The 22,010-nt window shown below is 60.0% G+C and carries 23 protein-coding genes; 12 read left to right on the forward strand and 11 right to left on the reverse strand.

Annotated elements, in window-relative coordinates; translation table 11 throughout:
* The first annotated feature begins 6 nt into the window (after positions 1-6).
* Positions 7-603 (forward strand): phenylacetic acid degradation protein PaaY, encoded by a 597-nt coding sequence (gene paaY / locus ACMGGW_RS14140; protein ID WP_021505794.1) that lies wholly within the window; start codon positions 7-9, stop codon positions 601-603.
* A gap of 50 nt (positions 604-653) precedes the next feature.
* Here paaY and ACMGGW_RS14145 read toward each other — a convergent pair whose 3' ends face one another.
* The 5 genes from ACMGGW_RS14145 to ACMGGW_RS14165 form a co-directional block, all read right to left on the reverse strand.
* Entirely contained in the window at positions 654-2,051 is a 1,398-nt protein-coding gene (locus tag ACMGGW_RS14145) for an amino acid permease (protein ID WP_025303372.1), read from the reverse strand.
* Positions 2,052-2,071: 20 nt separating this feature from the next.
* The gene (locus ACMGGW_RS14150) at positions 2,072-3,259 is read right to left on the reverse strand and encodes an aromatic amino acid transaminase (protein ID WP_049209451.1); all 1,188 of its coding nucleotides are present in this window, start codon (positions 3,257-3,259) and stop codon (positions 2,072-2,074) included.
* A 58-nt stretch (positions 3,260-3,317) separates the two neighbouring features.
* A complete protein-coding gene (locus ACMGGW_RS14155; RefSeq protein WP_025303374.1) occupies positions 3,318-3,689 on the reverse strand; it encodes a RidA family protein in 372 nt (123 codons plus the stop codon).
* Between the two features lies 1 nt (position 3,690).
* Complete coding sequence (locus ACMGGW_RS14160) at positions 3,691-4,488, reverse strand: alpha/beta hydrolase (RefSeq protein ID WP_049209452.1); 798 nt, start codon at positions 4,486-4,488, stop codon at positions 3,691-3,693.
* A gap of 147 nt (positions 4,489-4,635) precedes the next feature.
* Positions 4,636-5,547: a LysR family transcriptional regulator gene (locus tag ACMGGW_RS14165; protein WP_197832302.1), complete on the reverse strand. Its 912-nt coding sequence runs from the start codon at positions 5,545-5,547 to the stop codon at positions 4,636-4,638.
* 98 nt (positions 5,548-5,645) lie between these two features.
* On the opposite strand from ACMGGW_RS14165, the gene ACMGGW_RS14170 reads away from it, so the two are divergent.
* Together ACMGGW_RS14170 and ACMGGW_RS14175 are read left to right on the forward strand one after the other, a co-directional pair.
* A complete protein-coding gene (locus ACMGGW_RS14170) occupies positions 5,646-6,263 on the forward strand; it encodes a glutathione S-transferase family protein (RefSeq protein WP_025303377.1) in 618 nt (205 codons plus the stop codon).
* A gap of 4 nt (positions 6,264-6,267) precedes the next feature.
* Positions 6,268-7,182, forward strand: a complete 915-nt coding sequence (locus ACMGGW_RS14175; RefSeq protein ID WP_025303378.1) for a pyridoxamine 5'-phosphate oxidase family protein — start codon at positions 6,268-6,270, stop codon at positions 7,180-7,182.
* Between the two features lie 37 nt (positions 7,183-7,219).
* Here the strand turns inward: ACMGGW_RS14175 and ACMGGW_RS14180 are convergent, their stop codons facing one another.
* Entirely contained in the window at positions 7,220-7,435 is a 216-nt protein-coding gene (locus tag ACMGGW_RS14180; RefSeq protein WP_004935234.1) for a glycogen synthase, read from the reverse strand.
* A 214-nt stretch (positions 7,436-7,649) separates the two neighbouring features.
* Between ACMGGW_RS14180 and gabD the strand changes: the two genes are divergently transcribed.
* From gabD to ACMGGW_RS14195, 3 genes are all read left to right on the forward strand, one after another.
* Positions 7,650-9,125: an NADP-dependent succinate-semialdehyde dehydrogenase gene (gene gabD, locus ACMGGW_RS14185; protein WP_420279518.1), complete on the forward strand. Its 1,476-nt coding sequence runs from the start codon at positions 7,650-7,652 to the stop codon at positions 9,123-9,125.
* A 98-nt stretch (positions 9,126-9,223) separates the two neighbouring features.
* Positions 9,224-9,637, forward strand: coding sequence for a GyrI-like domain-containing protein (locus tag ACMGGW_RS14190; protein WP_025303380.1), 414 nt, complete (start codon positions 9,224-9,226; stop codon positions 9,635-9,637).
* A 22-nt stretch (positions 9,638-9,659) separates the two neighbouring features.
* Complete coding sequence (locus tag ACMGGW_RS14195) at positions 9,660-10,028, forward strand: glyoxalase superfamily protein (protein ID WP_197832309.1); 369 nt, start codon at positions 9,660-9,662, stop codon at positions 10,026-10,028.
* A gap of 6 nt (positions 10,029-10,034) precedes the next feature.
* On the opposite strand, the gene ACMGGW_RS14200 is transcribed toward ACMGGW_RS14195, so the two are convergent.
* Entirely contained in the window at positions 10,035-10,430 is a 396-nt protein-coding gene (locus ACMGGW_RS14200) for a cupin domain-containing protein (RefSeq protein WP_089181061.1), read from the reverse strand.
* 172 nt (positions 10,431-10,602) lie between these two features.
* On the opposite strand from ACMGGW_RS14200, the gene ACMGGW_RS14205 reads away from it, so the two are divergent.
* Entirely contained in the window at positions 10,603-11,496 is an 894-nt protein-coding gene (locus ACMGGW_RS14205; protein WP_043140030.1) for a LysR family transcriptional regulator, read from the forward strand.
* Here ACMGGW_RS14205 and ACMGGW_RS14210 read toward each other — a convergent pair.
* The gene (locus ACMGGW_RS14210; RefSeq protein WP_164063029.1) at positions 11,493-12,482 is read right to left on the reverse strand and encodes an aldo/keto reductase; all 990 of its coding nucleotides are present in this window, start codon (positions 12,480-12,482) and stop codon (positions 11,493-11,495) included. The genes ACMGGW_RS14205 and ACMGGW_RS14210 overlap by 4 nt on opposite strands.
* Positions 12,483-12,787: 305 nt before the next feature.
* Between ACMGGW_RS14210 and pqqU the strand changes: the two genes are divergently transcribed.
* From pqqU to ACMGGW_RS14225, 3 genes are all read left to right on the forward strand, one after another.
* Positions 12,788-14,926 carry a TonB-dependent receptor PqqU gene (pqqU, locus tag ACMGGW_RS14215; protein ID WP_025303385.1) on the forward strand — a complete coding sequence of 713 codons (2,139 nt, stop codon included), beginning with the start codon at positions 12,788-12,790 and terminating at the stop codon, positions 14,924-14,926.
* 147 nt (positions 14,927-15,073) lie between these two features.
* On the forward strand, positions 15,074-17,446 hold the full coding sequence (locus ACMGGW_RS14220) for a glucose/quinate/shikimate family membrane-bound PQQ-dependent dehydrogenase (RefSeq protein WP_025303386.1): 2,373 nt from the start codon (positions 15,074-15,076) through the stop codon (positions 17,444-17,446).
* A gap of 409 nt (positions 17,447-17,855) precedes the next feature.
* Positions 17,856-18,035, forward strand: coding sequence for a hypothetical protein (locus ACMGGW_RS14225; RefSeq protein WP_019453466.1), 180 nt, complete (start codon positions 17,856-17,858; stop codon positions 18,033-18,035).
* Positions 18,036-18,065: 30 nt separating this feature from the next.
* Here ACMGGW_RS14225 and ACMGGW_RS14230 read toward each other — a convergent pair whose 3' ends face one another.
* The 3 genes from ACMGGW_RS14230 to ACMGGW_RS14240 all read right to left on the reverse strand — a co-directional run bounded on the left by ACMGGW_RS14230 (position 18,066) and on the right by ACMGGW_RS14240 (position 20,288).
* On the reverse strand, positions 18,066-19,499 hold the full coding sequence (locus ACMGGW_RS14230) for an EmmdR/YeeO family multidrug/toxin efflux MATE transporter (protein WP_025303388.1): 1,434 nt from the start codon (positions 19,497-19,499) through the stop codon (positions 18,066-18,068).
* A 113-nt stretch (positions 19,500-19,612) separates the two neighbouring features.
* Positions 19,613-20,011, reverse strand: coding sequence for a type II secretion system pilot lipoprotein GspS (gspS, locus tag ACMGGW_RS14235; protein WP_025303389.1), 399 nt, complete (start codon positions 20,009-20,011; stop codon positions 19,613-19,615).
* Between the two features lie 76 nt (positions 20,012-20,087).
* On the reverse strand, positions 20,088-20,288 hold the full coding sequence (locus ACMGGW_RS14240) for a hypothetical protein (RefSeq protein WP_016927170.1): 201 nt from the start codon (positions 20,286-20,288) through the stop codon (positions 20,088-20,090).
* 183 nt (positions 20,289-20,471) lie between these two features.
* Between ACMGGW_RS14240 and ACMGGW_RS14245 the strand changes: the two genes are divergently transcribed.
* Together ACMGGW_RS14245 and ACMGGW_RS14250 are read left to right on the forward strand one after the other, a co-directional pair.
* The gene (locus ACMGGW_RS14245) at positions 20,472-20,804 is read left to right on the forward strand and encodes an NIPSNAP family protein (protein ID WP_060447869.1); all 333 of its coding nucleotides are present in this window, start codon (positions 20,472-20,474) and stop codon (positions 20,802-20,804) included.
* 35 nt (positions 20,805-20,839) lie between these two features.
* Positions 20,840-21,889, forward strand: a complete 1,050-nt coding sequence (locus ACMGGW_RS14250; RefSeq protein WP_197832304.1) for a hypothetical protein — start codon at positions 20,840-20,842, stop codon at positions 21,887-21,889.
* Positions 21,890-22,010: the final 121 nt, after the last annotated feature.

Below are 22,010 nucleotides of genomic sequence, written 5' to 3' on the forward strand. Positions count from 1 at the left end.
CACGCTATGCCTGTGTATCAGATTGACGGCCTGACGCCGGTCGTTGACCCCAGCAGTTACGTGCACCCGACGGCGGTGCTGATCGGCGACGTGATCGTCGGCAAACACGTGTATATCGGCCCGAACGCCAGCCTGCGCGGCGATTTTGGCCGCCTGGTAATCTGCGACGGCGCCAACATTCAGGACAACTGCGTGATGCACGGCTTCCCGCAGCAGGACACGGTGGTGGAAGAAGATGGCCATATCGGCCACGGCGCCATCCTGCACGGCTGCCGCATTCGCCGCAACGCGATGGTGGGCATGAACGCGGTGGTGATGGACGGTGCGGAGATCGGCGAGAACACCATCGTCGGCGCGATGGCGTTCGTCAAAGCCGCGGCGGTGATCGAAGCCAACAAGCTGGTGGTCGGCAGCCCGGCGCGCGTGCTGCGCGATCTGACCGAACAGGAGCTGGCCTGGAAGATCGCCGGCACCCGCGAGTATCAGGATCTGGTACAGCGCTGCAAATCCTCGCTGCACGAAGTGGCGCCGCTGACCGAAATCGAACCGGGCCGCCAACGCCTGAGCTTCGGCGACCACCTGATCCCGAAAAGCCAGCTTTAATCCCCGGGGCTGAGATGCGCCTCAGCCCCTCCCCTTATTACTCCACCTCATTACTCCACCTCCGGCGCCTTGAACGGCGACGGTGTAGCCGCGCGGCGGCTCTGGAAGTGATAAGCCACCACCAGCAGCAAGGTGAACGGAATGCCGAACCACAGCGTCATGCGGAAGAATTCGGTAAACGCCGTCGAGATCATCAGCGCCGCCATCAGCCCGGCGCCGAGCAAGGTGGTATAGGGAAAGCCCCACATGCGGAACTTCAGGTGGGTCTGCCGATGCCGGCGGCGGAAGAACAGGTGGGTGACGAAAATCATCAGCCAGGTAAAGCAGGCGCCATACACCGAGATAGACATCATGGCGGCGAACGAGGTTTCCGGCGCCACCAGGCTCAGCACGATGGACACCACGATACCGATGCACGACATCGCCAACGCATTGACCGGAATGCCGCGCCGGCTGACGCGCCCCAATGCCGCCGGCGCCTGCCCGGCACGCGACAGCGAGAACATCATGCGGGTGGTGATGTACAGCTGGCTGTTCATTGCCGACAGCGCTGCCACCAGCACGATAAAGTTGAAAATACCGGCGGCGGCGGGCAGATGGATCACGTTCATCGCCATCAGGAACGGGCTTTCGCCGGTGCCGGACTGGCGCCAGGGCACGATGGCCAGCATCAGGGCGATCGACAGCATGTAGAAGATGAACAGCCGCACGATGGTGCCCTTGAACGCCGCCTTCACCGCAATCACCGGATTTTTCGCCTCGCCGGCGGCCACCGCAATCATTTCAATGCTCAGGTAGCTGAAGATGGACACGATCACCGCGAACCACATGCCCTTGACGCCAAACGGCATGAAGCCGCCGGCGGTCAGGTTGCGCAGGCCGTAGGCCGGGTTGCCCGAGAATGCCAGAATGCCGATGCCGATCAGAATAAACGCCACGATCGCCGTCACTTTGACGGTGGACAGCGCGTATTCCACCTGGCCGAACGACTTCACCCCGATCACGTTGACGACGATCACCGCCGCCGAGAACAGCAGCACCCACGGCCAGGTCGGCGTCGCCGGGAACCAGAACTGCATGTACATGCCGATGGCGGTGACTTCGGTACCCACCGCCAGCACCACACAGGACCAGTAAGAATAACGCACCAGAAAACCGAACAGCGGGCCGAGATAGAATTCGGCGTAGTCGCCGAACGAGCCGGGCGTCGGGTGTTCGGAGGTCATCTCCGCCAGGCTGCCCATCAGCAGCAGCGCAATGACGCCGCCGATCAGGTAGCTCAACAATACCGACGGCCCCGCCATCTGAATGGCGTAGGCGCTGCCGAGAAACAGCCCGGTGCCGATGGCGCCGCCGATCGCCAGCATCGACATCTGCCCGGCGGTAAGATGCTTGTTCAACCCGCCCTGACGGCGGGCGATATGCTCAAAATCATTCATCTGTGGCATGGCTGGGTTCCCGAGCGGAGTTAGGCGGTACGGGTGACGTCGAGAATGGCGGCGGTCACATAGTCAATGTTGCCGGGATTGAGCCCCGGCAGGCACATGCGGCCGGGCGAGACCAGATAGATGGCATAGCGCTGCCGCAGGGTCTGCAGCTGCGCTTCGTTCAGGCCGGTATAGCTGAACATGCCGCGCTGATCGCGAATACGCCGGTGATCCAGCGAAGAGCCACCCTGCGCCAGCCCGGCGGCCAGCTGTTCACGCATTTGCTTGATGCGCGAGCGCATTTCTGCCAGCTCATTGCGCCAAAGCTCGCCAAGTTCGGCGTCGCCGAGCAGGGTTTCCACGATCTGGCTGCCGTGCGTCGGCGGGCAGGAGTAGCTGCGGCGGATCAGCGTTTTTAACGCCCCTTTGACGTTGGCGGCATTTTCCGCGTCGGCGCAGCGCACCGACAGCGCGCCCAGACGCTGGCCGTACAGCGCGACGTTTTTGGAAAACGAATTGCAGACCAAAAACGGCAGATCGGTTTTCAGCGCTTCGCGCAACGCAAAGCAGTCCTCCTCCAGCCCGTCGCCGAAGCCCTGATAGGCGATATCGAACAGCGGCAGCAGGTTACGCCGCTGCAGCACGGCGAGCGTGGCGCGCCACTGCTCCGCCGTCAGATCGGTGCCGGTCGGGTTATGGCAACACGGGTGCAGCAAGACCACGCTGCCGGGCGGCAGGCTGTCCAACGCGTCGAGCATGGCGGCGAAACGCAGGCCGCCCGCCGCTTCATCAAAGTAGGGATAGGTATTCACCCGCAGCCCGGCGCCTTCGAAAATCGCCCAGTGATTGGCCCAGGTGGGATCGGACACCCAGATTTCGCCGCGCGTTAGAAAGTGGCGCAAAAAATCCGCCGCCAGCTTCAACGCGCCGGAGCCGCCGACGGTCTGCACCGTGGCGATCTCGGCCGCCTGTTGCTCACCGAACAGCAGCGCCTGCACCTGGCGGGCGAACTGCGGCGAACCTTCGATCGGCGGGTAGCCGTGCGGGCGGCGCAGCGCCAGCAACCGCTGCTCGGCGGCCTCAACCGCCTGCATCAGCGGAATATTCCCCTGTCGGTCGTAATACAGCCCAATGCCTAAATTCACTTTTTGCGGATTGGGGTCCTGCAAATAGGCTTCCATCAGCGACATAATAGGATCGGCCGCGGAAGGTGCAATCTGTTTAAACATGACACATCCTTAACTCGTTATTGAATTAATATAAAGGCGAACTTAAGAAGAAATTAAATCAGGCGATGGCGCTGACGGTAATTTCTATTTTCATTCCCGGCACCACCAATTTTTCGACAATGACCGTGGAGCGATTGGGATAAGGATAATTAAAGTATTTCCGGTAAATATCATCGAGACATTTAACGTCGTTGACGTCGGTGAGATACACGATCACCTGCAGAACCTTATCGCTGTGGCTGCCCGCCGCCTTCAGCGTCTGCGCCAGATTATCGAAGGTCAGCGTAATCTGTCGCTCCGGCGCGCCGGTGTCGATGCTGCCGTCCGCCCGCACCGGGCCGTGAGCGGTAAACAGCATGCCGCCGCCCCGGGTGGCCCAGGAAAAAGGCTGGCCGATCTCCGGCAGCCCGGTATCTACGATCTCGCGCATGTCAGTGGTTCCCGTGGTGGTTAAGTTGGCGAAGCAGCGCGCCGTCGGCGGCGAACAACGCATCCAGAATGGTGAAATGATTGGCGCCGGGCACCACGACCAGTTCTGCCGACAACCCGCGTTGGCGCAGCGCCGCATGATAGTGTTGCGACTGGCCTCTCAGTTCCGGCAGCTCCAATGCGCCGTAATACAGCGTAAGCGGCTTGCCGCGCGTCGGCAGGTGGCGCGCCGGGCTGAGCGTTTCAATTTGCCGCGCAGTCAGCTGCAGCGCCCGATTGACATAGCTTTGTTGCAGCGGCGCCAGCTCGAACAGGCCGCTGATGGGAAAGACCGCATCCACCAACGCATGCTGCTGCCAAAACGCCGCCAGATGGCCGCCGGCGGAATGGCCACACAGATGCACCGGATAGGCATAGTGCGGCGGCAGGCGGCGCTGAATGGCATTCAACGCCATACCGATCTGCCGGCATATTTCGTCGAGATCCACCGCCGGCGCGAGCGCATATTCCACCAACACCACGTCAAAACCCAACGCCAACGGCCCGGCGGCGATAAAGGCGAAATCTGCCTTATCGCAGAATTGCCAATAGCCGCCGTGAATAAAAATTAACGTCCCCTGATGCTGCTTTGCAGAATAGAGCCAATCCAATGTTTCGCGTTCGCCGTTGCCATAAGCAATATTGTTTTCATGGCGCGTCTGTTTATAAACAGCCGCACTGCGGGTTTGAAATGAAGTCAAAATAGCCGCTTCATTATCCACCGTGGCGCCGTTGTCATAACTCCCCGCAAGTGGTTTCATATATTAAACTTCGTTTATTATTTAAGATGTGAATTAACTATTAGCACCGGCAACATTATTGTCAAGACGGGCGCATCAGCAATGCGCGCCCGGTAAAATAAAACCTGATGAATAATGAAAAAGTTTAACCCATGAAACTTTTTGCGCTTATTTCCCCCGCCCACCCGGATGAATTTGCGGCAAGGCGCTGAGCCGTTCAAATGCATAATCCCAAAAGGCGCGCACCTTCAGCGGCATGTGCTGCGCCTGCTGCGCCACCAGCTGTACCGGCATAGGCAACGGCTCGTGATCCGTCAACAGCCGCACCAGCGTACCGGCGGCCAAATCGTCCGCCACCTGATACGAGAGCAACCGGGCGACGCCCTTGCCGGCGCGCACCGCCAGCAGTTGCGCTTCCACGTCGTTGAGCAACAGCCGGGGAGCCAATCGCACCCGCTCGCCGTTTTCCTGCGGGCCGAAGCGCCATTCGCGCAGCGACGGCCGCTGGGTGCCGACGATAGTGGCATGTTCCGCCAGCTGCGCCGGTGAGCTCGGTTTCCCCCAACGCGCCAGGTAATCCGGGCTGGCGACCGTCACCCGGCTGACCTGCCCCAGCCGCCGCGCCACGCGCGAAGAGTCCTGCAGATGACCGATGCGCACCGCGATATCCAATCCTTCGTCAATCAGATCGAGATTGCGATCGTTCAATACCATTTCGATCTGCATCTGCGGGTAATCATCGAGAAACGCCATCACCACCGGCGCCACATAGCGGCGGCCGAACTGCACCGGCGAAGTGACGCGCAGCAAGCCGCTCAGCTGCGCTTCGGCGGTATCCTGCACCACCGCCTGATAATCCTGCAGCAGCTGTTGCGCGCGTTCCAACAGCCGCATACCCGCTTCGGTGGGCGCCAGCCGCCGGGTCGTTCGCTCCACCAATCGGGTACCGAAACGCTGTTCCAGCGCGGCGATCGCCCGGGTGATCGCCGGCGCCGAACGCCGCAGTTTGCGCCCGGCCGCCGCCAGGCTGCCTTGCTGCACCACCGCCACGAAGATCGCCAACTCGTCTAACCGATCCATAGATTCTTCCGAAAAGTGAAATTATCAATTTCCACATTGCCGGATTTCGCTCGTTCAACGCAAGAGTATGCTGACAAAAAGCACTGAGGAGAAACGCCATGTCCACCATCACACTCTACGGCACCCCGCTTTCCGGCCACGTTCATCGCGTGGCGTTGCTGCTGCGTATGCTGGCGCTGCCCTATGCATGGGTCGAAGCCTCGGCGGACGTACGGCAGAGCGCAGCCTTCCGCCAGCTCAATCCGTTCGGCCAGATCCCGGTCTTACAGGATGGCGATCTGACGCTGGCCGACAGCAACGCCATTCTGGTCTATCTGGTGAAGCGCTATGCGCCGGACAGCCACTGGCTGCCGGAACAGCCGGCGGCGGCCGCGCGGGTGCAGGCCTGGCTTTCCAAAGCCGCCGGTGAAGTTCGCTACGGCCCGGCCTCTTGCCGACTGATCGCCCAATTCGCGGTGCCGGAGGATTATCAGGCGGCGCGGGCGGTCAGCGATCGTTTTCTGCCGCAGATGGAACAGCATCTGAGCGAGCGGGACTACCTGGCCACCGAACAGCCCACCATCGCCGATCTGGCCTGCCACAGCTACGTAGCGGTCGCGGCCGAAGGCGGCATTTCGTTGGCGCCTTACCCTGCGATACGGCGCTGGGCGGCGCGCATCGTTGCACTGCCCGGCTTCTTTGCCATGCCGGCCCTGCCGGAACCGGCGGCGAGCTGACGCCATGATCCCGCAACTGTTCCATCCGGATGAGCTGCGCGCACAGACGCTGGCCGGGTTTGGCGGCGTAGGCGGCGGCATCTACCCCGCGATGCCGGATCAGCACCGCGCGTTTTTCGCCGCGCTGCCCTACCTGTTCGTCGCCACGCTGGATGAACAAGGCTGGCCCATCGCCACCCTGTTTACCGGCCCGCCCGGATTTTTACGCACGCCGGACGACACGCATTTACGCATCAGCGCGCCGCGCCGCAGCGACGATCCCGCCCAGGCGCTGTTGCTGCCCGGCAAGCCGGTCGGCGCGCTGGGGCTGGATTTCAGCAACCGGCGGCGCAACCGCGCCAACGGCGCCGTCAGCCGCACCGACAAAAACCGGGTGGAAATCCTCGTTCAGCAAAGCTTCGGCAACTGCCCGCAGTACATTCAGCGCCGAGAACTCTACCCGGTGGACAGCCGGCCGCAGCCGGTTGAGCATTTAGCCTCGCTGGATGCGGCGGCGCAGGCGCTGATCCGCGCCGCGGACACCTGCTTCGTCGCCAGCGGCGCGCACCTGGCACTGGCGCAGGGCGGCGTGGATATTTCCCATCGCGGCGGCCGCCCCGGCTTTATCCATCTGGAAGGCGACACGCTGTGGATGCCGGATTTTCGCGGCAACCGCTACATGAACACGCTGGGCAATCTGCTGGCCGAACCGCGGGCGGCGCTGCTGTTCATCGATTTTGAACGCGGCGACGTGCTGCATCTGCAGGGGGAAACGCAGATCCTCTGGCAAACGGAGGGGCATCCCGCCGTTGAAGGCGCAGAACGCTATTGGCGGTTTGACGTGCGCCGCACCTGGCGTTTTGCGGCAGCGCTGCCGTGGCGGGGACGAAATCTGGAGTATTCGCCGGCAACGCTGGCGACCGGGGTGTGGCACCGCTGAAATGAAAAGCCCCGCTGCGGCGGGGCTGGATCGGAAATTACAGGCTGTGTTCGGCCGCCGATGCGGCCTGATAAAGCTGACGAAAATAATTCAACCGCGCAAAGAACAGGCGGCTTTGCTGCTCCGACATATTGCCGGCCACCTGCCCGGCGTCAATCTGCCGCCCTTGCCATTCCATCAGAGCGATGCTCGACGCCAAAAAATCCATTTCGCTGCCGTAGGCCGCGAGATGTCTGTCCACTGATTTCATCATTCGCACACTCCTTTTAATTACATCGAAAAGGGTCATATGCCTGCTCTTTCAGTATCGGCCCGACGGAGGATATTTTTTGTACAGAAGGTGCGCATAAAGAAAACGACCATCTTGTTGCCGCGCGGGCAAACGGCGGCGGCAAAATTTGCTAGGGTAAAGGGTAGCCGTATGGGATAGACCACTCTGTTGAACTCAGGAAAGAAGGAAGAGACTCATGAGCACCAGCATCTGCGCTACCCTCAAGGATCCCACGCTGTTCCGCGAGGCCAACTACATCGACGGGCAATGGTTGCCGGCCCAGGAAGGCCGTTCGATCGCCATTCATAACCCCGCCAACGGAGAACGGGTCGGCCACGTACCGGCCTTCGGCGCCGAAGAAACCGCTCGCGCCATCGCCGCCGCCAGAAAAGCGCTGCCCGCCTGGCGCGCGCTGACCGCCAAAGAGCGCGCCGGCAAGCTGCGGCGGCTGTTTGAATTGATGATGGAAAATCAGGAAGATCTGGCGCGCATCATGACGGCGGAACAGGGCAAACCGCTGGCCGAAAGCCGCGGTGAAATCGCCTATGCCGCCTCCTTTATCGAATGGTTCGCCGAAGAAGGCAAACGGGTATATGGCGACACCATTCCGCAGCCGCAGGCCGGTCGCCGCATCATCGTGCAAAAAGAGCCGATCGGCGTGTTCGCGGCCATCACCCCGTGGAACTTCCCGGCGGCGATGATCACCCGCAAAGCCGGCCCCGGCTGGGCCGCCGGCTGCACCGGGGTGATCCGCCCCGCCAGCCAGACCCCGTTCTCGGCGCTGGCGATCGCCGTGCTGGCGGAGCGCGCCGGGCTGCCAGCCGGGGTATGCAACGTGATAACAGGCCCCAGCAAAGGCATCGGCGGCGAACTCACCGCCAACCCGGACGTACGCAAACTCTCCTTCACCGGCAGCACCGAAGTCGGCGCGCAGCTGCTGGCCCAGTGTGCGCCCACCATCAAGAAAACCAGTATGGAGCTGGGCGGCAACGCGCCGTTTATCGTGTTTGATGACGCCGATCTGGACGCCGCCGTGGCCGGCGCGGTCGCCTCAAAATACCGCAACGCCGGCCAGACCTGCGTCTGTACCAACCGTTTTCTGGTGCAGGACGGCGTATATGATGCGTTCGCCGCCAAGCTGAAAGCCGCCGTCGCCAAGCTGAAAGTCGGCAACGGCCTGGATGATGGCGTCACCATCGGCCCGTTGATTAACTCGGACGCGGTGGAGAAAGTGCGCGAGCATATCGCCGACGCCGTCGAGCACGGCGCCTCGGTGCTGTTGGGCGGCAAGCCTGACGCGCTGGGCGGCAATTTCTTCACCCCGACTATCCTGACCGATGTGCCGCGCACGGCGAAAATCTTCCGTGAGGAGACGTTCGGCCCGGTGGCGCCCTTGATCCGCTTCAGCCAGGAGGCCGACGCCGTCGAACTGGCCAACGACACGCCGTTCGGCCTGGCCGCTTACTTCTACAGCCGCGACATCGGCCGGGTGATGCGCGTGGCCGAAGCGCTGGAGTACGGCATTGTCGGCATCAACGAAGGGCTGATCTCCACCGAAGTGGCGCCGTTCGGCGGCATGAAACACTCCGGTTTGGGCCGTGAAAGCTCAAAATACGGCATCGAAGACTATCTCGAGATCAAATACCTGTGCCTCGGCGGTTTGGGCGCCTGATGTGAGGGCCCCCGCGCCTGCGGGGGCCCTGTCTGGCGGTTTTGGGGAGCCTTTGCTACCTTTAGGCATCTTTTCAGCGGTTAAAAGGAATTGCCTCTATGCAGCCCCTCTCGGTACACCTGCCCGATTTTTACGTCGCCGGCCAGACAATCAGAACCACCAATCAGGACGAAACCCAGCCCGAGACGGCTAAAATCCCCGCGCTGTGGTCAGACTTTTTCGCCACCTCGCCCGCCATGCCGGTTTACGGGGTCTACTCCAACTACGCCTCCGACGCCAGCGGGCCGTTTGATGTCACCGCCGGCAGTGAGGCACAGAGCGGTTTGCACATCCAACCTGGCCGCTATCTGGTGTTCCAGGCCCGAGGCGCCATGCCGGCGGCGGTCATCGAAGGCTGGCAAGCCATCTGGGCCTACTTCGAGCAACACCCGGAAATCGAACGTCGCTTCCTGACCGACTTCGAAGCCTATACCGGCCCCGACGCGGTCGATATCCATATCGGCTGCCGCTAACGCGACAGTGAGGTCAACAATGATGACGCTCTCCCCCGCCATTCCGATCCTGCGTATCTTTTCCGTCGACAAGGCCAAAGAGTTTTATCTGGATTTTCTCGGTTTCACGCTGGCGTGGGAGCACCGCTTCAGCGAAGACCTACCGCTGTACATGCAGGTGACCCGCACCGGGCTGACGCTGCACCTGAGCGAACACTACGGCGACAGCACGCCCGGCACCGCCATTTTCATCCCGGTGCACGATATCGACGCGCTGCACCGGGAGCTCACGGCCAAAAACTATCGCTATGCCCGGCCGGGCCTGGAGATTGTCGACTGGGGCAAAGAGCTGAACCTCACCGATCCGTTCGGCAACCGGCTGCGGTTTTGCGAACAGAGCCCCTCGGCCTGATCGGCGTTATGGCCGATATTCCGCCTCGCTGACCGGCTCAAGCCAGGTCACCGGGCTGCCGTCCACCGCTTCGGCGATGGCGATATGGGTCATGGCGGTGTCCGATGTCGCACCGTGCCAGTGTTTGACGTCGGCCGGTATCCAAACGATATCGCCGGGATGCATCTCCTGCGTCTTCTCGCCCCACATCTGGATCCACCCGCGCCCCTGAGTGACGATCAGCGTCTGGCCGAGCGGATGCGTATGCCAGGCCGTGCGGGCGCCGGGTTCGAAGGTGACGGTCGCGCCGCCCACCCTGGCCGGCGCGTCACCGGCGAAGGGGGCATCGATGCGTACCTGCCCGGTAAAGTAATCCGCCGAACCGCACTGTGATGGGATAGAACCGCTGCGTTGTATTTTCATCTGTCGTGTCCTCCACGTCGGCTTTCCAACCGACGCTGATAGTTATAAGTCAGCGATGCCAAGATAGCGCCATGCTTTTCCGGTGACTAGCGGGTAAAATGCGCAAGGAGCTATGAGCTCAATTCATAAATCTACGCGCGGCAGCGCCCCAACTTTGCTCTCCGGTGCCGGTATGTTGAAAGAAAACTTTAACGATCTGATCGCTTTCCTGATGGTGGCCAGGGAGCGCAGCTTCACCAAAGCGGCGGCGCAGCTTGGGGTTTCCCAATCGGCACTCAGCCACGCTATTCGCGGCCTGGAAGAACGCCTGGCGCTGCGCTTGCTCACGCGCACCACTCGCAGCGTCGCCCCCACCGAGGCCGGTGAGCGGCTGCTCAACAGCATTGGCCCGCGCTTGGCGGAGATTGAAAGCGAGCTGAACGCGCTGGGTGAAATGCGCGATCGGCCCGCCGGCAACATCCGCATCACCGCCGGCGAACACGCGGTGGATGCAGTACTGTGGCCGGTGCTGCGCACTTTTCTCGTCGATTACCCGGATATCAACGTGGAAATCACCGTCGACAACAGCCTGACCGACATCGTCGCCGGGCGATTCGACGCCGGAATCCGGCTGGGGGAACAGGTGGCGAAGGACATGGTCGCGGTGCGCATCGGGCCGGACATGCGCATGGTGCCCGTCGCCTCCCCTGACTATTTCGCCCGTTACGGCCTCCCCGCTACGCCGCAAGCGCTGCAAAACCATCGCTGCATCAACATGCGCCTGCCCACCCTCGGCGGGCTGTACGCCTGGGAATTTGCCCGCGATGGCCGGGAGATTAAAGTGCGGGTGGAGGGGCAACTGACCTTCAACAGCCTGCGCCAGCGAATCGACGCCGCGCAGCTCGGCCTCGGCATCGCCTTTGTGCCGGAAGATACCGTCGCCGAGCCGCTGGCCGACGGTCGGTTGCTGATGGCGCTGGACGACTGGTGCCCGCCGTTTCCCGGTTATTACCTCTATTATCCAAGCCGCAGGCAACACACTACCGCCTTTGCGCTGCTGATTGAGGCGCTGCGGCGCGGGGCTTAACGCCCGACGTTCTTCTGCAGATGCGCCGGGTAACGATCGCCGATCACGTCGATAGCGGAGAGCGCACGCTCGATCGCGCCCAGTTCGTCCGCCGCCAACACCACCGACGCCGCCGCAAGGTTTTCTTGCAGCCGATGGCGTTTGGTGGTTCCCGGGATCGGCACGATCCACGGCTGTTGCGCCAGCAGCCAGGCCAGGGCGATCTGCGCCGGCGTCACGCCTTTGCGCTGCGCTATCTGCCCCAGCACGCTCACCAGCGCCTGATTGGCCCGGCGCGCTTCGGCGCTGAAGCGCGGCACCAGGTTGCGAAAATCGCCGCTGTCAAAGGTGGTGTCCTCGGTAATGGCGCCGGTGAGAAAGCCTTTGCCGAGCGGGCTGAACGGCACCAGACCGATACCCAGCTCTGCCAGCGTCGGCAAGATTTCACGCTCCGGCTCGCGCCACCACAGCGAATATTCGCTTTGCAGCGCCGTGACCGGCTGCACCGCGTGAGCTCGCCGAATGGTTTGCGCGCCGGCTTCCGACAGGCCGAAATACTTCACTTTCCCTTCGCGAATCAGTTGCTGCACCGTACCGGCCACCTCCTCGATAGGCACCTCAGGATCGACACGGTGCTGATACAGCAAATCGATCGTCTCTATCCGCAGGCGCTTCAACGAGCCTTCCACCGCCTGGCGAATATGCTCCGGACGGCTGTTCAACACCTGTTGCCCCGCCGGCTGCGGCAGATCGAAACCGAACTTGGTGGCGATGACGACCCGGTCGCGCACCGGCGCCAGCGCTTCGCCCAACAATTCCTCGTTGGTGAACGGACCATAAATCTCGGCGGTATCGAAGAACGTCACGCCCTCGTCAACCGCGGCACGGATCAGATCGACCGCCTGCCGTCTGTCGGTGGCCGGGCCGTAGCCAAAGCTCAGTCCCATACAGCCCAACCCCAACGCCGAGACTTCCAGCCCTTCGCGCCCCAATTTGCGTGTTTGCATCTTCACTCTCCCACTGATTGATACCGGCCCCGCGTGACGCGGAGCCGTTCCGGTGTGGTGACTGTAAAACGCGACTGCCGCCATGACTATGGGGCGAAATACGCTTGAGCTTATGAGCCAGGCTCATGAATCCGTTAACCGTCGCTGGGACCGGAGTTTTTGCGGGAACGTTCCTGCCCGAGATACTCTATACTGATATCAGGATGCCTTACCCTTTTCGTTTAGCGTCATGTAGATGGAGCGACAGATGGCTAACTCTGAATCGACTTGCAATTCCCTTTCAATACCAGTGGCAGATTTATTCCATGACCAATAAGAAAAGCGCCGTGCTTACCCCGGCTGCAATGCTATTGCTACATCCCATGTTTGCCAGTCAGGCACTGGCGGCAGAAAATAATGAAGAGAAAAGCGACACCCTGGTGGTGATGGCGCAACCCACCGGATTGACCGAGCTGGGATCGCCGGTGTCCGTCAGCGTGATCGACGGCCAGGACCTGCGCAACGCCGCACCGCAGATTAACCTGTCGGAAAACCTCGGCAGCGTGCCGGGCCTGCAGCTCCAAAACCGGCAAAACTATGCGCAGGATCTGCAGCTGTCGATACGCGGATTCGGCAGCCGATCGATGTTCGGCGTGCGCGGGGTGCGCATGTACGTCGACGGCATTCCCGCCACCATGCCCGACGGCCAGGGACAAACCTCCAACATCGACATCAACTCCGTCGAGCGCATCGAGGTGCTGCGCGGCCCCTATTCCGCGCTGTACGGCAACGCTTCGGGCGGGGTGATCAACGTTGACACCCAGACCGGCACCCAGCCGCCAACGCTGGAGGCCGGCGGCTATTTCGGCAGCGACAATACCTGGCGCTATGGGGTGAAAGCGACCGGCGCCACCGGCGACGGTACCCAGGCCGGCGACGTCAACTACGCCATCTCGGGCACCCGCTTCACCACTCAGGGCTACCGCGATCACAGCGCCGCGCGGAAAAACCTCGGCAACGGCAAGCTCGGTGTGCGGCTGGACGACGTCAGCACCCTGACGCTGATGTTCAACAGCGTCTCAATCGATGCCGGCGATCCGGGCGGCCTGACCGAGGCAGAGTGGAAGGAAAACCCGCGCCAGGCGCCGCGCGCGGATCAATTTAACACCCGCAAGTCGCTCGATCAGACCCAGGCCGGCCTGCGCTATCAGCGCCAGATGAGCGAGCGCGACGAACTGACGCTGACTGCCTACCACGGCGAGCGCCACACCACGCAGTACCAGTCCATCCCGATGGGGCCGCAGCTCAACCCCACCCACGCCGGCGGGGTGATCGTGCTGGAAAGAAAATATCAGGGCATTGACACTCGCTGGAAGCATGAGGATACTCTCGCATCGTTACCGGTAACACTGATCGGCGGTCTGGATTATGAAACCATGACCGAACGCCGCCAGGGGTTCGAAAACTTTATTCTGCGAGACGGCACTGTGGACTACGGCGAGAAAGGCGACCAGCGGCGCAACGAGAAGAACCGTATCTGGAACCTGGATCCTTACCTGCAAACCTCCTGGCAACTGACGCCGCGCTGGACGCTGGACGCCGGCCTGCGCTACAGCACCGTCAGCTTCGACTCGACCGACTATTACATCACGCCGCGCAACGGCGACGACAGCGGCAGCAAACGCTACCACCAGTGGCTGCCGATGGGCTCGCTCAACTACAAGATCAACCCGGCGTGGAACGTTTATCTCTCCGCCGGCCGCGGCTTTGAAACCCCGACCATCAACGAACTCTCCTACCGCCCCGACGGCCAGACGGGCCTCAATATCGGCCTGCAGCCGTCCACCAGCGATACCGTCGAACTGGGCAGCAAGCTGCGCCTCGGCAACGGCCTGGTGAGCGCTGCGCTGTTCCAGACCGATACCGACAACGAGCTGGTGGTGGCGGAAAGCAGCGGCGGACGCACCAGCTACGCCAACGCCGGCAAAACCCGGCGGCGCGGCCTGGAGCTGGCGCTGGATCAAGAGTTCGCACTGGACTGGCGCCTGCATATGGCCTGGACGCTGCTGGACGCCACCTACCGCAGCGAAATGTGCGGTAAATCCGGCTGTACCCCCGCCGGCAATCACCTGCCAGGCATCGCCCGCAACATGGGCTACGCCTCGCTGGCCTTTGCACCGCCGGAAGGCTGGCACGCCGGCGCGGAGCTGCGCTACATGAGCGACATTCAGGCCAACGACGCCAACAGCGCGCAGGCCCCCTCTTACACCGTGGCCGGCGTAAACGCCGGTTATCGCTTTACCTGGAACCGCTGGGCGCTGGACGTGTTCAGCCGGGTGGACAATATTTTCGACCGCCGTTACGTCGGTTCGGTGATCGTCAACGAAGGCAATGGCCGCTATTTCGAGCCGGCGCCGGGTCGCAACTGGGGTGGCGGCGCCACCTTGTCTTACCGCTTTGAATAAGGCAAAGCACCTTAAGGTTAAAAGACGGGATGGGTTTTACGTCACCCTAGCGGCTTCCCGCTGAAATAATAGGGAGAAACCGCGTGTTTTTTCCGATTTGGCTTAATCTCTAAATCGGGGACTTTCATTTTTGGTAAGGGTATTGCTATGCAAAATAAAGCGTCACTATCGCCGCTTATCGTCATAACGGCGCTGTTTGCCGCGCTGAGCGGGCTTTATCTGCTCGGCGGCGGCATCTGGCTGGCCAAGTTGGGCGGTTCGCTGTATTACATCATCGCCGGGCTGGTGCTGCTGGCGACCTCCTGGCTGCTGTTCCGCCGCCGCGCCACCGCGCTGCTGCTGTACGCGGTGTTCCTGCTGGGCACCACTATTTGGGCCCTGTGGGAAGTCGGCCCGGACTTCTGGGCGCTGACGCCGCGCCTGGACGTCACCTTCTTCTTCGGCCTGTGGCTGGTGCTGCCGTTTATCTACCGTAAGCTGGTCGCCAACGGCAAATTCGCCTACGGTGCGCTGAGCGCGGCGCTGGCGATCACCGTCATCGCACTGGCCTATGCCGTATTCAACGATCCGCAAGAGATCAACGGCACCCTTGACGCCGCGCAGGTCCAGCCGAAAGACGCCACCGGCGCCGACTGGCCGGCCTATGGCCGCACCCAGGAAGGCACCCGTTACTCGCCGCTGAGCCAGATCAACGACAAAAACGTTGGCCAGCTGCAAGAAGCCTGGCGTTTCCAGACCGGCGATCTGAAGACCGCCAACGATCCGGGTGAGATCACCAACGAAGTCACGCCGATCAAGATCCGCGATACCCTTTACATGTGTACGCCGCACCAGAAGCTGTTCGCGCTGGATGCCGCCACCGGTAAAGAAAAGTGGAAATTTGATCCGCAGCTGAAGTACAACCCGACCTTCCAGCACATCACCTGCCGCGGCGTGTCTTACCACGAAACCGCTGCAGCCGCGGGCGCCGCCGGCGATGCCGCACCGGCGATGTGCGCACGCCGCATCATTCTGCCGGTCAACGACGGCCGCCTGTTCGCGCTGGACGCCGAAACCGGCAAACCGTGCCCGGACTTCGCCAACAACGGCGAGCTGAACCTGCAGAGCAACATGCCGTATGCGACGCCGGGCCACTACGAGCCGACCTCGCCGCCGGTGATCACCGATAACGTGATCGTCGTTGCCGGTGCCGTGACCGACAACTACTCCAACCGTGAGCCTTCCGGCGTGATCCGCGGCTTCGACATCAACAGCGGCAAGCTGCTGTGGGCCTTCGATCCGGGCGCGAAAGATCCGAACGCCATCCCGGCGGACGAGCACCACTTCGTGCCGAACTCGCCGAACTCTTGGGCGCCGGCCGCCTATGACGCCAAGCTGGATATCGTCTATCTGCCGATGGGCGTCGCCACGCCAGACATCTGGGGCGGCAACCGCACCCCGGAAATGGAGCGCTACGCCAGCGGCCTGCTGGCGCTGAACGCCTCCACCGGCAAACTGGCCTGGTTCTATCAGACGGTCCACCACGACCTGTGGGATATGGACGTGCCGGCGCAGCCGACCTTGGCCGACATTACCGACAAGAGCGGTAAAAAAGTGCCGGTCATCTATGTGCCGACCAAAACCGGCAACATCTTCGTGCTGAACCGCACCAACGGCGAGCTGGTGGTGCCGGCGCCGGAGAAACCGGTACCTCAGGGCCCGGCCAAAGGCGACCGCCTGTCACCGACCCAGCCGTTCTCCGAGCTGACCTTCCGTCCTGAGAAGAAGCTGACCGGTGCGGACATGTGGGGCGCGACCATCTATGACCAACTGGTCTGCCGCGTGATGTTCCACAGCCTGCGTTATGAAGGCACCTTCACCCCGCCTTCCGAGCAGGGCACGCTGGTGTTCCCGGGTAACCTGGGCATGTTCGAATGGGGCGGCCTGGCCGTCGATACCGATCGCGAAATCGCCATCGCCAACCCGATCGCGCTGCCGTTCGTCTCCAAACTGATCCCGCGCGGCCCAGGCAACCCGATTGAGCCGCCGGAAGGCGACAAAGGCGGCAGCGGCACCGAGTCCGGCGTACAGCCGCAATATGGCGTGCCGTTCGGCGTTACCCTGAACCCGTTCCTGTCACCATTCGGCCTGCCGTGCAAACAGCCGGCCTGGGGTTACATTTCCGCCGTGGATCTGAAAACCAACGACATCGTGTGGAAAAAACGCATCGGCACCGTGCGCGACAGCTCACCGCTGCCACTGCCGTTCAAAATGGGCATGCCGATGCTGGGCGGCCCGGTAACCACCGCCGGTAACGTGTTCTTCATCGGCGCCACCGCAGACAACTACCTGCGCGCCTTCAGCGTGACCAACGGTGAAAAACTGTGGGAAGCGCGCTTGCCGGCCGGCGGCCAGGCGACGCCGATGACCTATGAGGTCAATGGCAAGCAGTACGTGCTGATCTACGCCGGCGGCCACGGTTCCTTCGGCACCAAGCTGGGCGACTATGTGATCGCTTACGCCCTGCCCGATCAGAAGTAACCACCGCCGTTAGTACCTCGCAAAGCACGCCGCAAGGCGTGCTTTTTCTTTTCCCTCCCCGCTGACACCCCTCTCGCAATACCCTTAATTTTTTCACTTTCATTATTGATAATGGTTATCATTCGCAATATTATGAATGCATGGCCCCGGCAGCGGCCTGCAATCCTACTCCAGCTTAATGGTAATACTACGATCAGCCGCCTGCGGGCGGCCTTATTCGGAGGCGCATGGTCGACCATACTCGGAAGCATAGAAAGAAAATTCTGCAAGCGGCGGTGAACACGCGGCGCGCCGGCCTGCCGTTCGCAGCGGATCCCCCTGTCGCCCCGCCCTTTATTGGCTTAGCCCATCAGACGGAGGCGGTGCTGGTGCACCTAGTCGGCCATGATGACGTACAGGAGAAGCATAAATGAACCTGCAACCCTTTACCGCCATGCTGATGTTCGCCTACGTGCTGCTGATGGTGCCGCTGCTCTACGTCATCGACAGCCGACTGAGCGCCAGCAGACTGGTGCGCAAAGCCACGCAAAACGTCATCATTATCGCGTTGACGCTGTTGTTCTTCAGCGCGATGACGCTTTTATACTGAGGCCATCTCGCCGGTGCCCCGCGGCCGACGTTACTCGGCCTCCCGGCGTTTGGCCCGCGGATATTTCCACAGCCAGCGCCCGCTGATCATGCGCCAGTAGAACAAGGCGCCGCGCACCGCCCAATCGAAGAACATCCCCAACCAGACGCCCACCACGCCCATGCCCAGTTCGATACCTAGCACATAGCCAGCCACCACGCGGCAGCCCCACATGCCGAGCATCGTCACCCACATGGCAAAGCGGGCGTCGCGCGCGCCTTTCAGCCCGGCAGGCAACACCCATGAAGCGGCCCAGATCGGCATAAAGGCGGCGTTGAGCCAAATCAGGGTTTTCACCACCGTTTTCACATCATCCTGCGAGGTATAAAACGCGGCGAATACCCCGGCCAGCGGTGCCGTGCCCCAGGCGATGGCGGTCAGCCCAAGGGTCGATAGCCAGAAAATATGGCGCAGTTGCCGCTCCGCCTGACCGATCTCGCCCTTGCCGAGCCGCCGACCGACGATGATGGTCGAGGCCGATCCCAATGCGTTGCCCGGCAAGTTAATCAACGAAGCGATGGAGAAGGCGATGAAGTTGCCGGCGATAACGTTGGTGCCCATGCCGGCGACAAACATCTGCGTCAACAGCTTGCCGCCGTTGAACAGCACCGATTCGACGCTGGCGGGAATGCCGATCCCCAACACTTCCCACAGGATGCTCATCTTGAGCGGCGTGAAATAACTTTTCAGCGTAATGTGCAGCGCCGGATTAAAGCCGATCGCCAGCACATAGAGGATGGCGATGGCGCCGATATAGCGGGAAATCGTCAGCCCCAGCCCGGCGCCGACAAAGCCCAGCCCGTGCCAGCCGAGCATGCCGTAAATCAGGATGCTGCTGATGATGATATTGAGGATATTCATACCACCATTGATCAGCAGCGGGATCTTGGTATTACCCGCGCCGCGCAACGCGCCGCTGCCGATCAGCGCAATCGCCGCCGCCGGGTAGCTCCACACCGTGGTCTGCAGGTAAGAGAGCGCCAGCGCTTTCACCTCCGGCGACGCCGCGCCGGCGATCACATCGATGATCGATTCGCCCGCCAGGTGAATGCCCGCCGCCAACAGCACCGCCACGCCGGTCATCAAGACCAGCGACTGACGCGCCGCCGCCCGCGCACGCCGGCGATCGCGCTTGCCGAGGCTGAAGGCCACCACCACGGTGGTGCCGAGATCCACCGCGGCAAAAAAGGCAATGATCACCATGTTGAAGCTGTCCGCCAGCCCCACCCCGGCCATCGCCTCTTTGCCGAGCCAGCTCACCAGAAAGGTGCTCAGCACCCCCATCAGCAAAACGCAGGCATTCTCCAGAAAGATCGGCACCGCCAGCGGCGTGATTTCGCGCCAGAACAGCACGCGGTAGCTTTTCCGTTTGGCGTACCAGGGCGTATTTTCCACGCGCTGACGCAGTGCGGCATACAGATTCAAGGTGGGCTCGATGGATAAAAGTGAAACATCATTTCAAATGATGATCGATAAATCGTTATCCTGCAAAGAATTTTTAGGCGCCCGTAACGAGCGCCCGACAGGCTTACCCAACGCTACTCCATGTAGTCTTCCTGATCGGCCTGCGCCGCCGCGATAAAACGCGCGGTACTGCGGCTGAGCGTGGCGCATTTGTCCGTCAGCAGCTGATTGTCCTGCTGCAGAGTCAGGTAACGCGCCTGGGTGAGCGTCGGCAACTGTCGATACCCTACCGCATGCGTATCCCAGCCGCGATGCTGCGCCGCACGCATCGCGGTGCGTTGCAATTTCACGTCGTCCGGCACGTCGCTGCGCCCGCAGTCCACGCGCAGGAAATGCCCGCCGGCCAGCATCAGAGCGATGTGATCCAATTGCGCCTGCAGCGGCGGCGCCGGTCGATGCGCCGTCTGCTGACAACCCGCAAGCAGCAGCAACGCCACCGCGCCGCAAAGAAACGTGCGAAACAGAGTAGACATGGGCGCTCCCGGAAACCTGTGGGTGATGCAATGATCTTAGGTGAGCGGATGCCGGGCGGCAAGGCGGGCAGCGCGCTTAGCGCCGGCCGCTGCTGACCTTGGTGGCGCGAGCGGGGTTGCCGGCGACGAATTCCAGCGTAGGGGAATAATAAAACGGCAGCCAGGCGTTATAGCCGCTCTCCCACTCCCATTTGACCGGGCAGGGCCACAGCATGTCTTCATGCAGGATGTAATAAATCCACCGCCCGGGCGGACGACGGGGTTTGCGCATTTTCATAGCGAGTACGACGGCCTGATGACGTGCGATAAGGTGAACTGCTGCATTTTACCCCGATTTGGGTCGCGGGGACAGCAGCTAAAACTACCATGACACCTAAGCATCTGTACCTGTACAGCGAAAATACTGTTTGTAAATACAGTACTCAGTATGGCATTATTATTTAAAACCCAAGGAGGGAATATGAAGATTATTGAGATAATTTTATATACTTTAAAACCTAATAGTGGATTACGATTTCATAACATCATGAAAGATATTAGTATACCGCTACACATACGCTACGGAATAGATGTCATCGATTATGGGAATTCCCTACACGCTACTGATTCTTATTATTTAATACGCGCTTATGACAGTTTGGAGCATCTCAAATCCGCCCAAGAAGAGTTCTATAATAGTTCTGAGTGGAGAAATGGTCCGCGAGAATCCATCATCGAATTGATTGTCGTCAGTGTTAAATCAGTGATGGAGTGGGAAGATAGAGTTATCAACCAATTACGAGCCGATCAATAGAGTCACTTTACCCACTAAATATAGGAGATAGTCTGATGGAGACAGGCCCAGAGAATTCATTCGAAAAACTAATTAACATAATAAAGAAAAACTATGGATGGATTATAGGTATCTTGTCACCGATATCAATTCTACTATGCTTCCTAACCTTGTGGACTTACACCCGGTACATTGGCAGACCTGATATATTTGATGAATCTATTGAGGCAACCCCACAAACGATATTAATACTTTTCACTGCAACACTCTCTTTGATGGCTTTTACTTTCTTGATTTTCGCCCCCTCTATCTTTCTTGTACAAGGCAGATTAGGATTGGTCATAAGCAATAATAACAGAAAAAAATCAGTCTGGTATATTTTAGCTATTACAGTAGTAAATATGATTTTACTCGCCCTATCTTTGTTAAACTCCTGGACATCAAATAACTCTGCGCTCTGGCTAGCTCCAGGTGCCATATCATCGTTACTTTTAACTTGGTTGTTATTGAAAAAAAATCCTTATCTCACCACTGGATTTTGGACAAGCTTGTTTATCACGGGAAGTTCTTTATTTATATCAGCCGCCTGTTCTACGTCTTCATTACTACTGATATATGCCGACAATCAAGATAGCGCCCCCTTCTTACTGATATTACTGTGGCTTTCCATTATGTTCCTGTCTCTTACACCTGGACTGATCTATCTTTATTCCGAAAGCAATAGCACTGCCATTAAAATGAAACGAATCTCTCTTGGTATAAGCACCGTCACAATGTTGATCATTTTATTCGCGCCATCATTAATTAATCATGTTTCTCATAGGGCTATGAGCATTGCCCGGTTAATTGACCTTCAACCCAGATATTATCAAGTATCTCAAAGTAGCTATAACACCTCCAACCTTGACAAAGTAGAATGGAATATTGACAACATCAATAAAAACAGCTATCGAATTATAGCGTTTAGTCTATATAGTTTTGGCAGCAAACGTTTATTATGTCCATTCCCCTTGAATAAAAAACCCATACCAGAATTGAGAAAATATACTCACCAATGCATACTCTTTGATAAATCCGCACTTAAAACGTTGAATAGATTTATATAAAAATAGAATAAAAGGTGTTTAAACAAAACGTAAAAAAACCCAAATAAATTATTAACCAGCCACCAACCACATGTAGTTAAATAACGGCTACAACATCAGCTTTGATATTTTTATCGCCAAG

Origin of the sequence: Serratia sp. BNK-4 (assembly GCF_048685115.1) — a bacterium.
Lineage (GTDB): Bacteria > Pseudomonadota > Gammaproteobacteria > Enterobacterales > Enterobacteriaceae > Serratia > Serratia bockelmannii.

What these genes read in the sequence shown, in the direction of transcription:
- paaY (WP_021505794.1), top strand. Translation starts at nt 7, where the DNA reads ATGCCTGTGTATCAGATTGACGGCCTGACGCCGGTCGTTGACCCCAGC.
- ACMGGW_RS14145 (WP_025303372.1), bottom strand. Translation starts at nt 2,051, where the DNA reads ATGCCACAGATGAATGATTTTGAGCATATCGCCCGCCGTCAGGGCGGG.
- ACMGGW_RS14150 (WP_049209451.1), bottom strand. Translation starts at nt 3,259, where the DNA reads ATGTTTAAACAGATTGCACCTTCCGCGGCCGATCCTATTATGTCGCTG.
- ACMGGW_RS14155 (WP_025303374.1), bottom strand. Translation starts at nt 3,689, where the DNA reads ATGCGCGAGATCGTAGATACCGGGCTGCCGGAGATCGGCCAGCCTTTT.
- ACMGGW_RS14160 (WP_049209452.1), bottom strand. Translation starts at nt 4,488, where the DNA reads ATGAAACCACTTGCGGGGAGTTATGACAACGGCGCCACGGTGGATAAT.
- ACMGGW_RS14165 (WP_197832302.1), bottom strand. Translation starts at nt 5,547, where the DNA reads ATGGATCGGTTAGACGAGTTGGCGATCTTCGTGGCGGTGGTGCAGCAA.
- ACMGGW_RS14170 (WP_025303377.1), top strand. Translation starts at nt 5,646, where the DNA reads ATGTCCACCATCACACTCTACGGCACCCCGCTTTCCGGCCACGTTCAT.
- ACMGGW_RS14175 (WP_025303378.1), top strand. Translation starts at nt 6,268, where the DNA reads ATGATCCCGCAACTGTTCCATCCGGATGAGCTGCGCGCACAGACGCTG.
- ACMGGW_RS14180 (WP_004935234.1), bottom strand. Translation starts at nt 7,435, where the DNA reads ATGATGAAATCAGTGGACAGACATCTCGCGGCCTACGGCAGCGAAATG.
- gabD (WP_420279518.1), top strand. Translation starts at nt 7,650, where the DNA reads ATGAGCACCAGCATCTGCGCTACCCTCAAGGATCCCACGCTGTTCCGC.
- ACMGGW_RS14190 (WP_025303380.1), top strand. Translation starts at nt 9,224, where the DNA reads ATGCAGCCCCTCTCGGTACACCTGCCCGATTTTTACGTCGCCGGCCAG.
- ACMGGW_RS14195 (WP_197832309.1), top strand. Translation starts at nt 9,660, where the DNA reads ATGACGCTCTCCCCCGCCATTCCGATCCTGCGTATCTTTTCCGTCGAC.
- ACMGGW_RS14200 (WP_089181061.1), bottom strand. Translation starts at nt 10,430, where the DNA reads ATGAAAATACAACGCAGCGGTTCTATCCCATCACAGTGCGGTTCGGCG.
- ACMGGW_RS14205 (WP_043140030.1), top strand. Translation starts at nt 10,603, where the DNA reads ATGTTGAAAGAAAACTTTAACGATCTGATCGCTTTCCTGATGGTGGCC.
- ACMGGW_RS14210 (WP_164063029.1), bottom strand. Translation starts at nt 12,482, where the DNA reads ATGCAAACACGCAAATTGGGGCGCGAAGGGCTGGAAGTCTCGGCGTTG.
- pqqU (WP_025303385.1), top strand. Translation starts at nt 12,788, where the DNA reads ATGACCAATAAGAAAAGCGCCGTGCTTACCCCGGCTGCAATGCTATTG.
- ACMGGW_RS14220 (WP_025303386.1), top strand. Translation starts at nt 15,074, where the DNA reads ATGCAAAATAAAGCGTCACTATCGCCGCTTATCGTCATAACGGCGCTG.
- ACMGGW_RS14225 (WP_019453466.1), top strand. Translation starts at nt 17,856, where the DNA reads ATGAACCTGCAACCCTTTACCGCCATGCTGATGTTCGCCTACGTGCTG.
- gspS (WP_025303389.1), bottom strand. Translation starts at nt 20,011, where the DNA reads ATGTCTACTCTGTTTCGCACGTTTCTTTGCGGCGCGGTGGCGTTGCTG.
- ACMGGW_RS14240 (WP_016927170.1), bottom strand. Translation starts at nt 20,288, where the DNA reads ATGAAAATGCGCAAACCCCGTCGTCCGCCCGGGCGGTGGATTTATTAC.
- ACMGGW_RS14245 (WP_060447869.1), top strand. Translation starts at nt 20,472, where the DNA reads ATGAAGATTATTGAGATAATTTTATATACTTTAAAACCTAATAGTGGA.
- ACMGGW_RS14250 (WP_197832304.1), top strand. Translation starts at nt 20,840, where the DNA reads ATGGAGACAGGCCCAGAGAATTCATTCGAAAAACTAATTAACATAATA.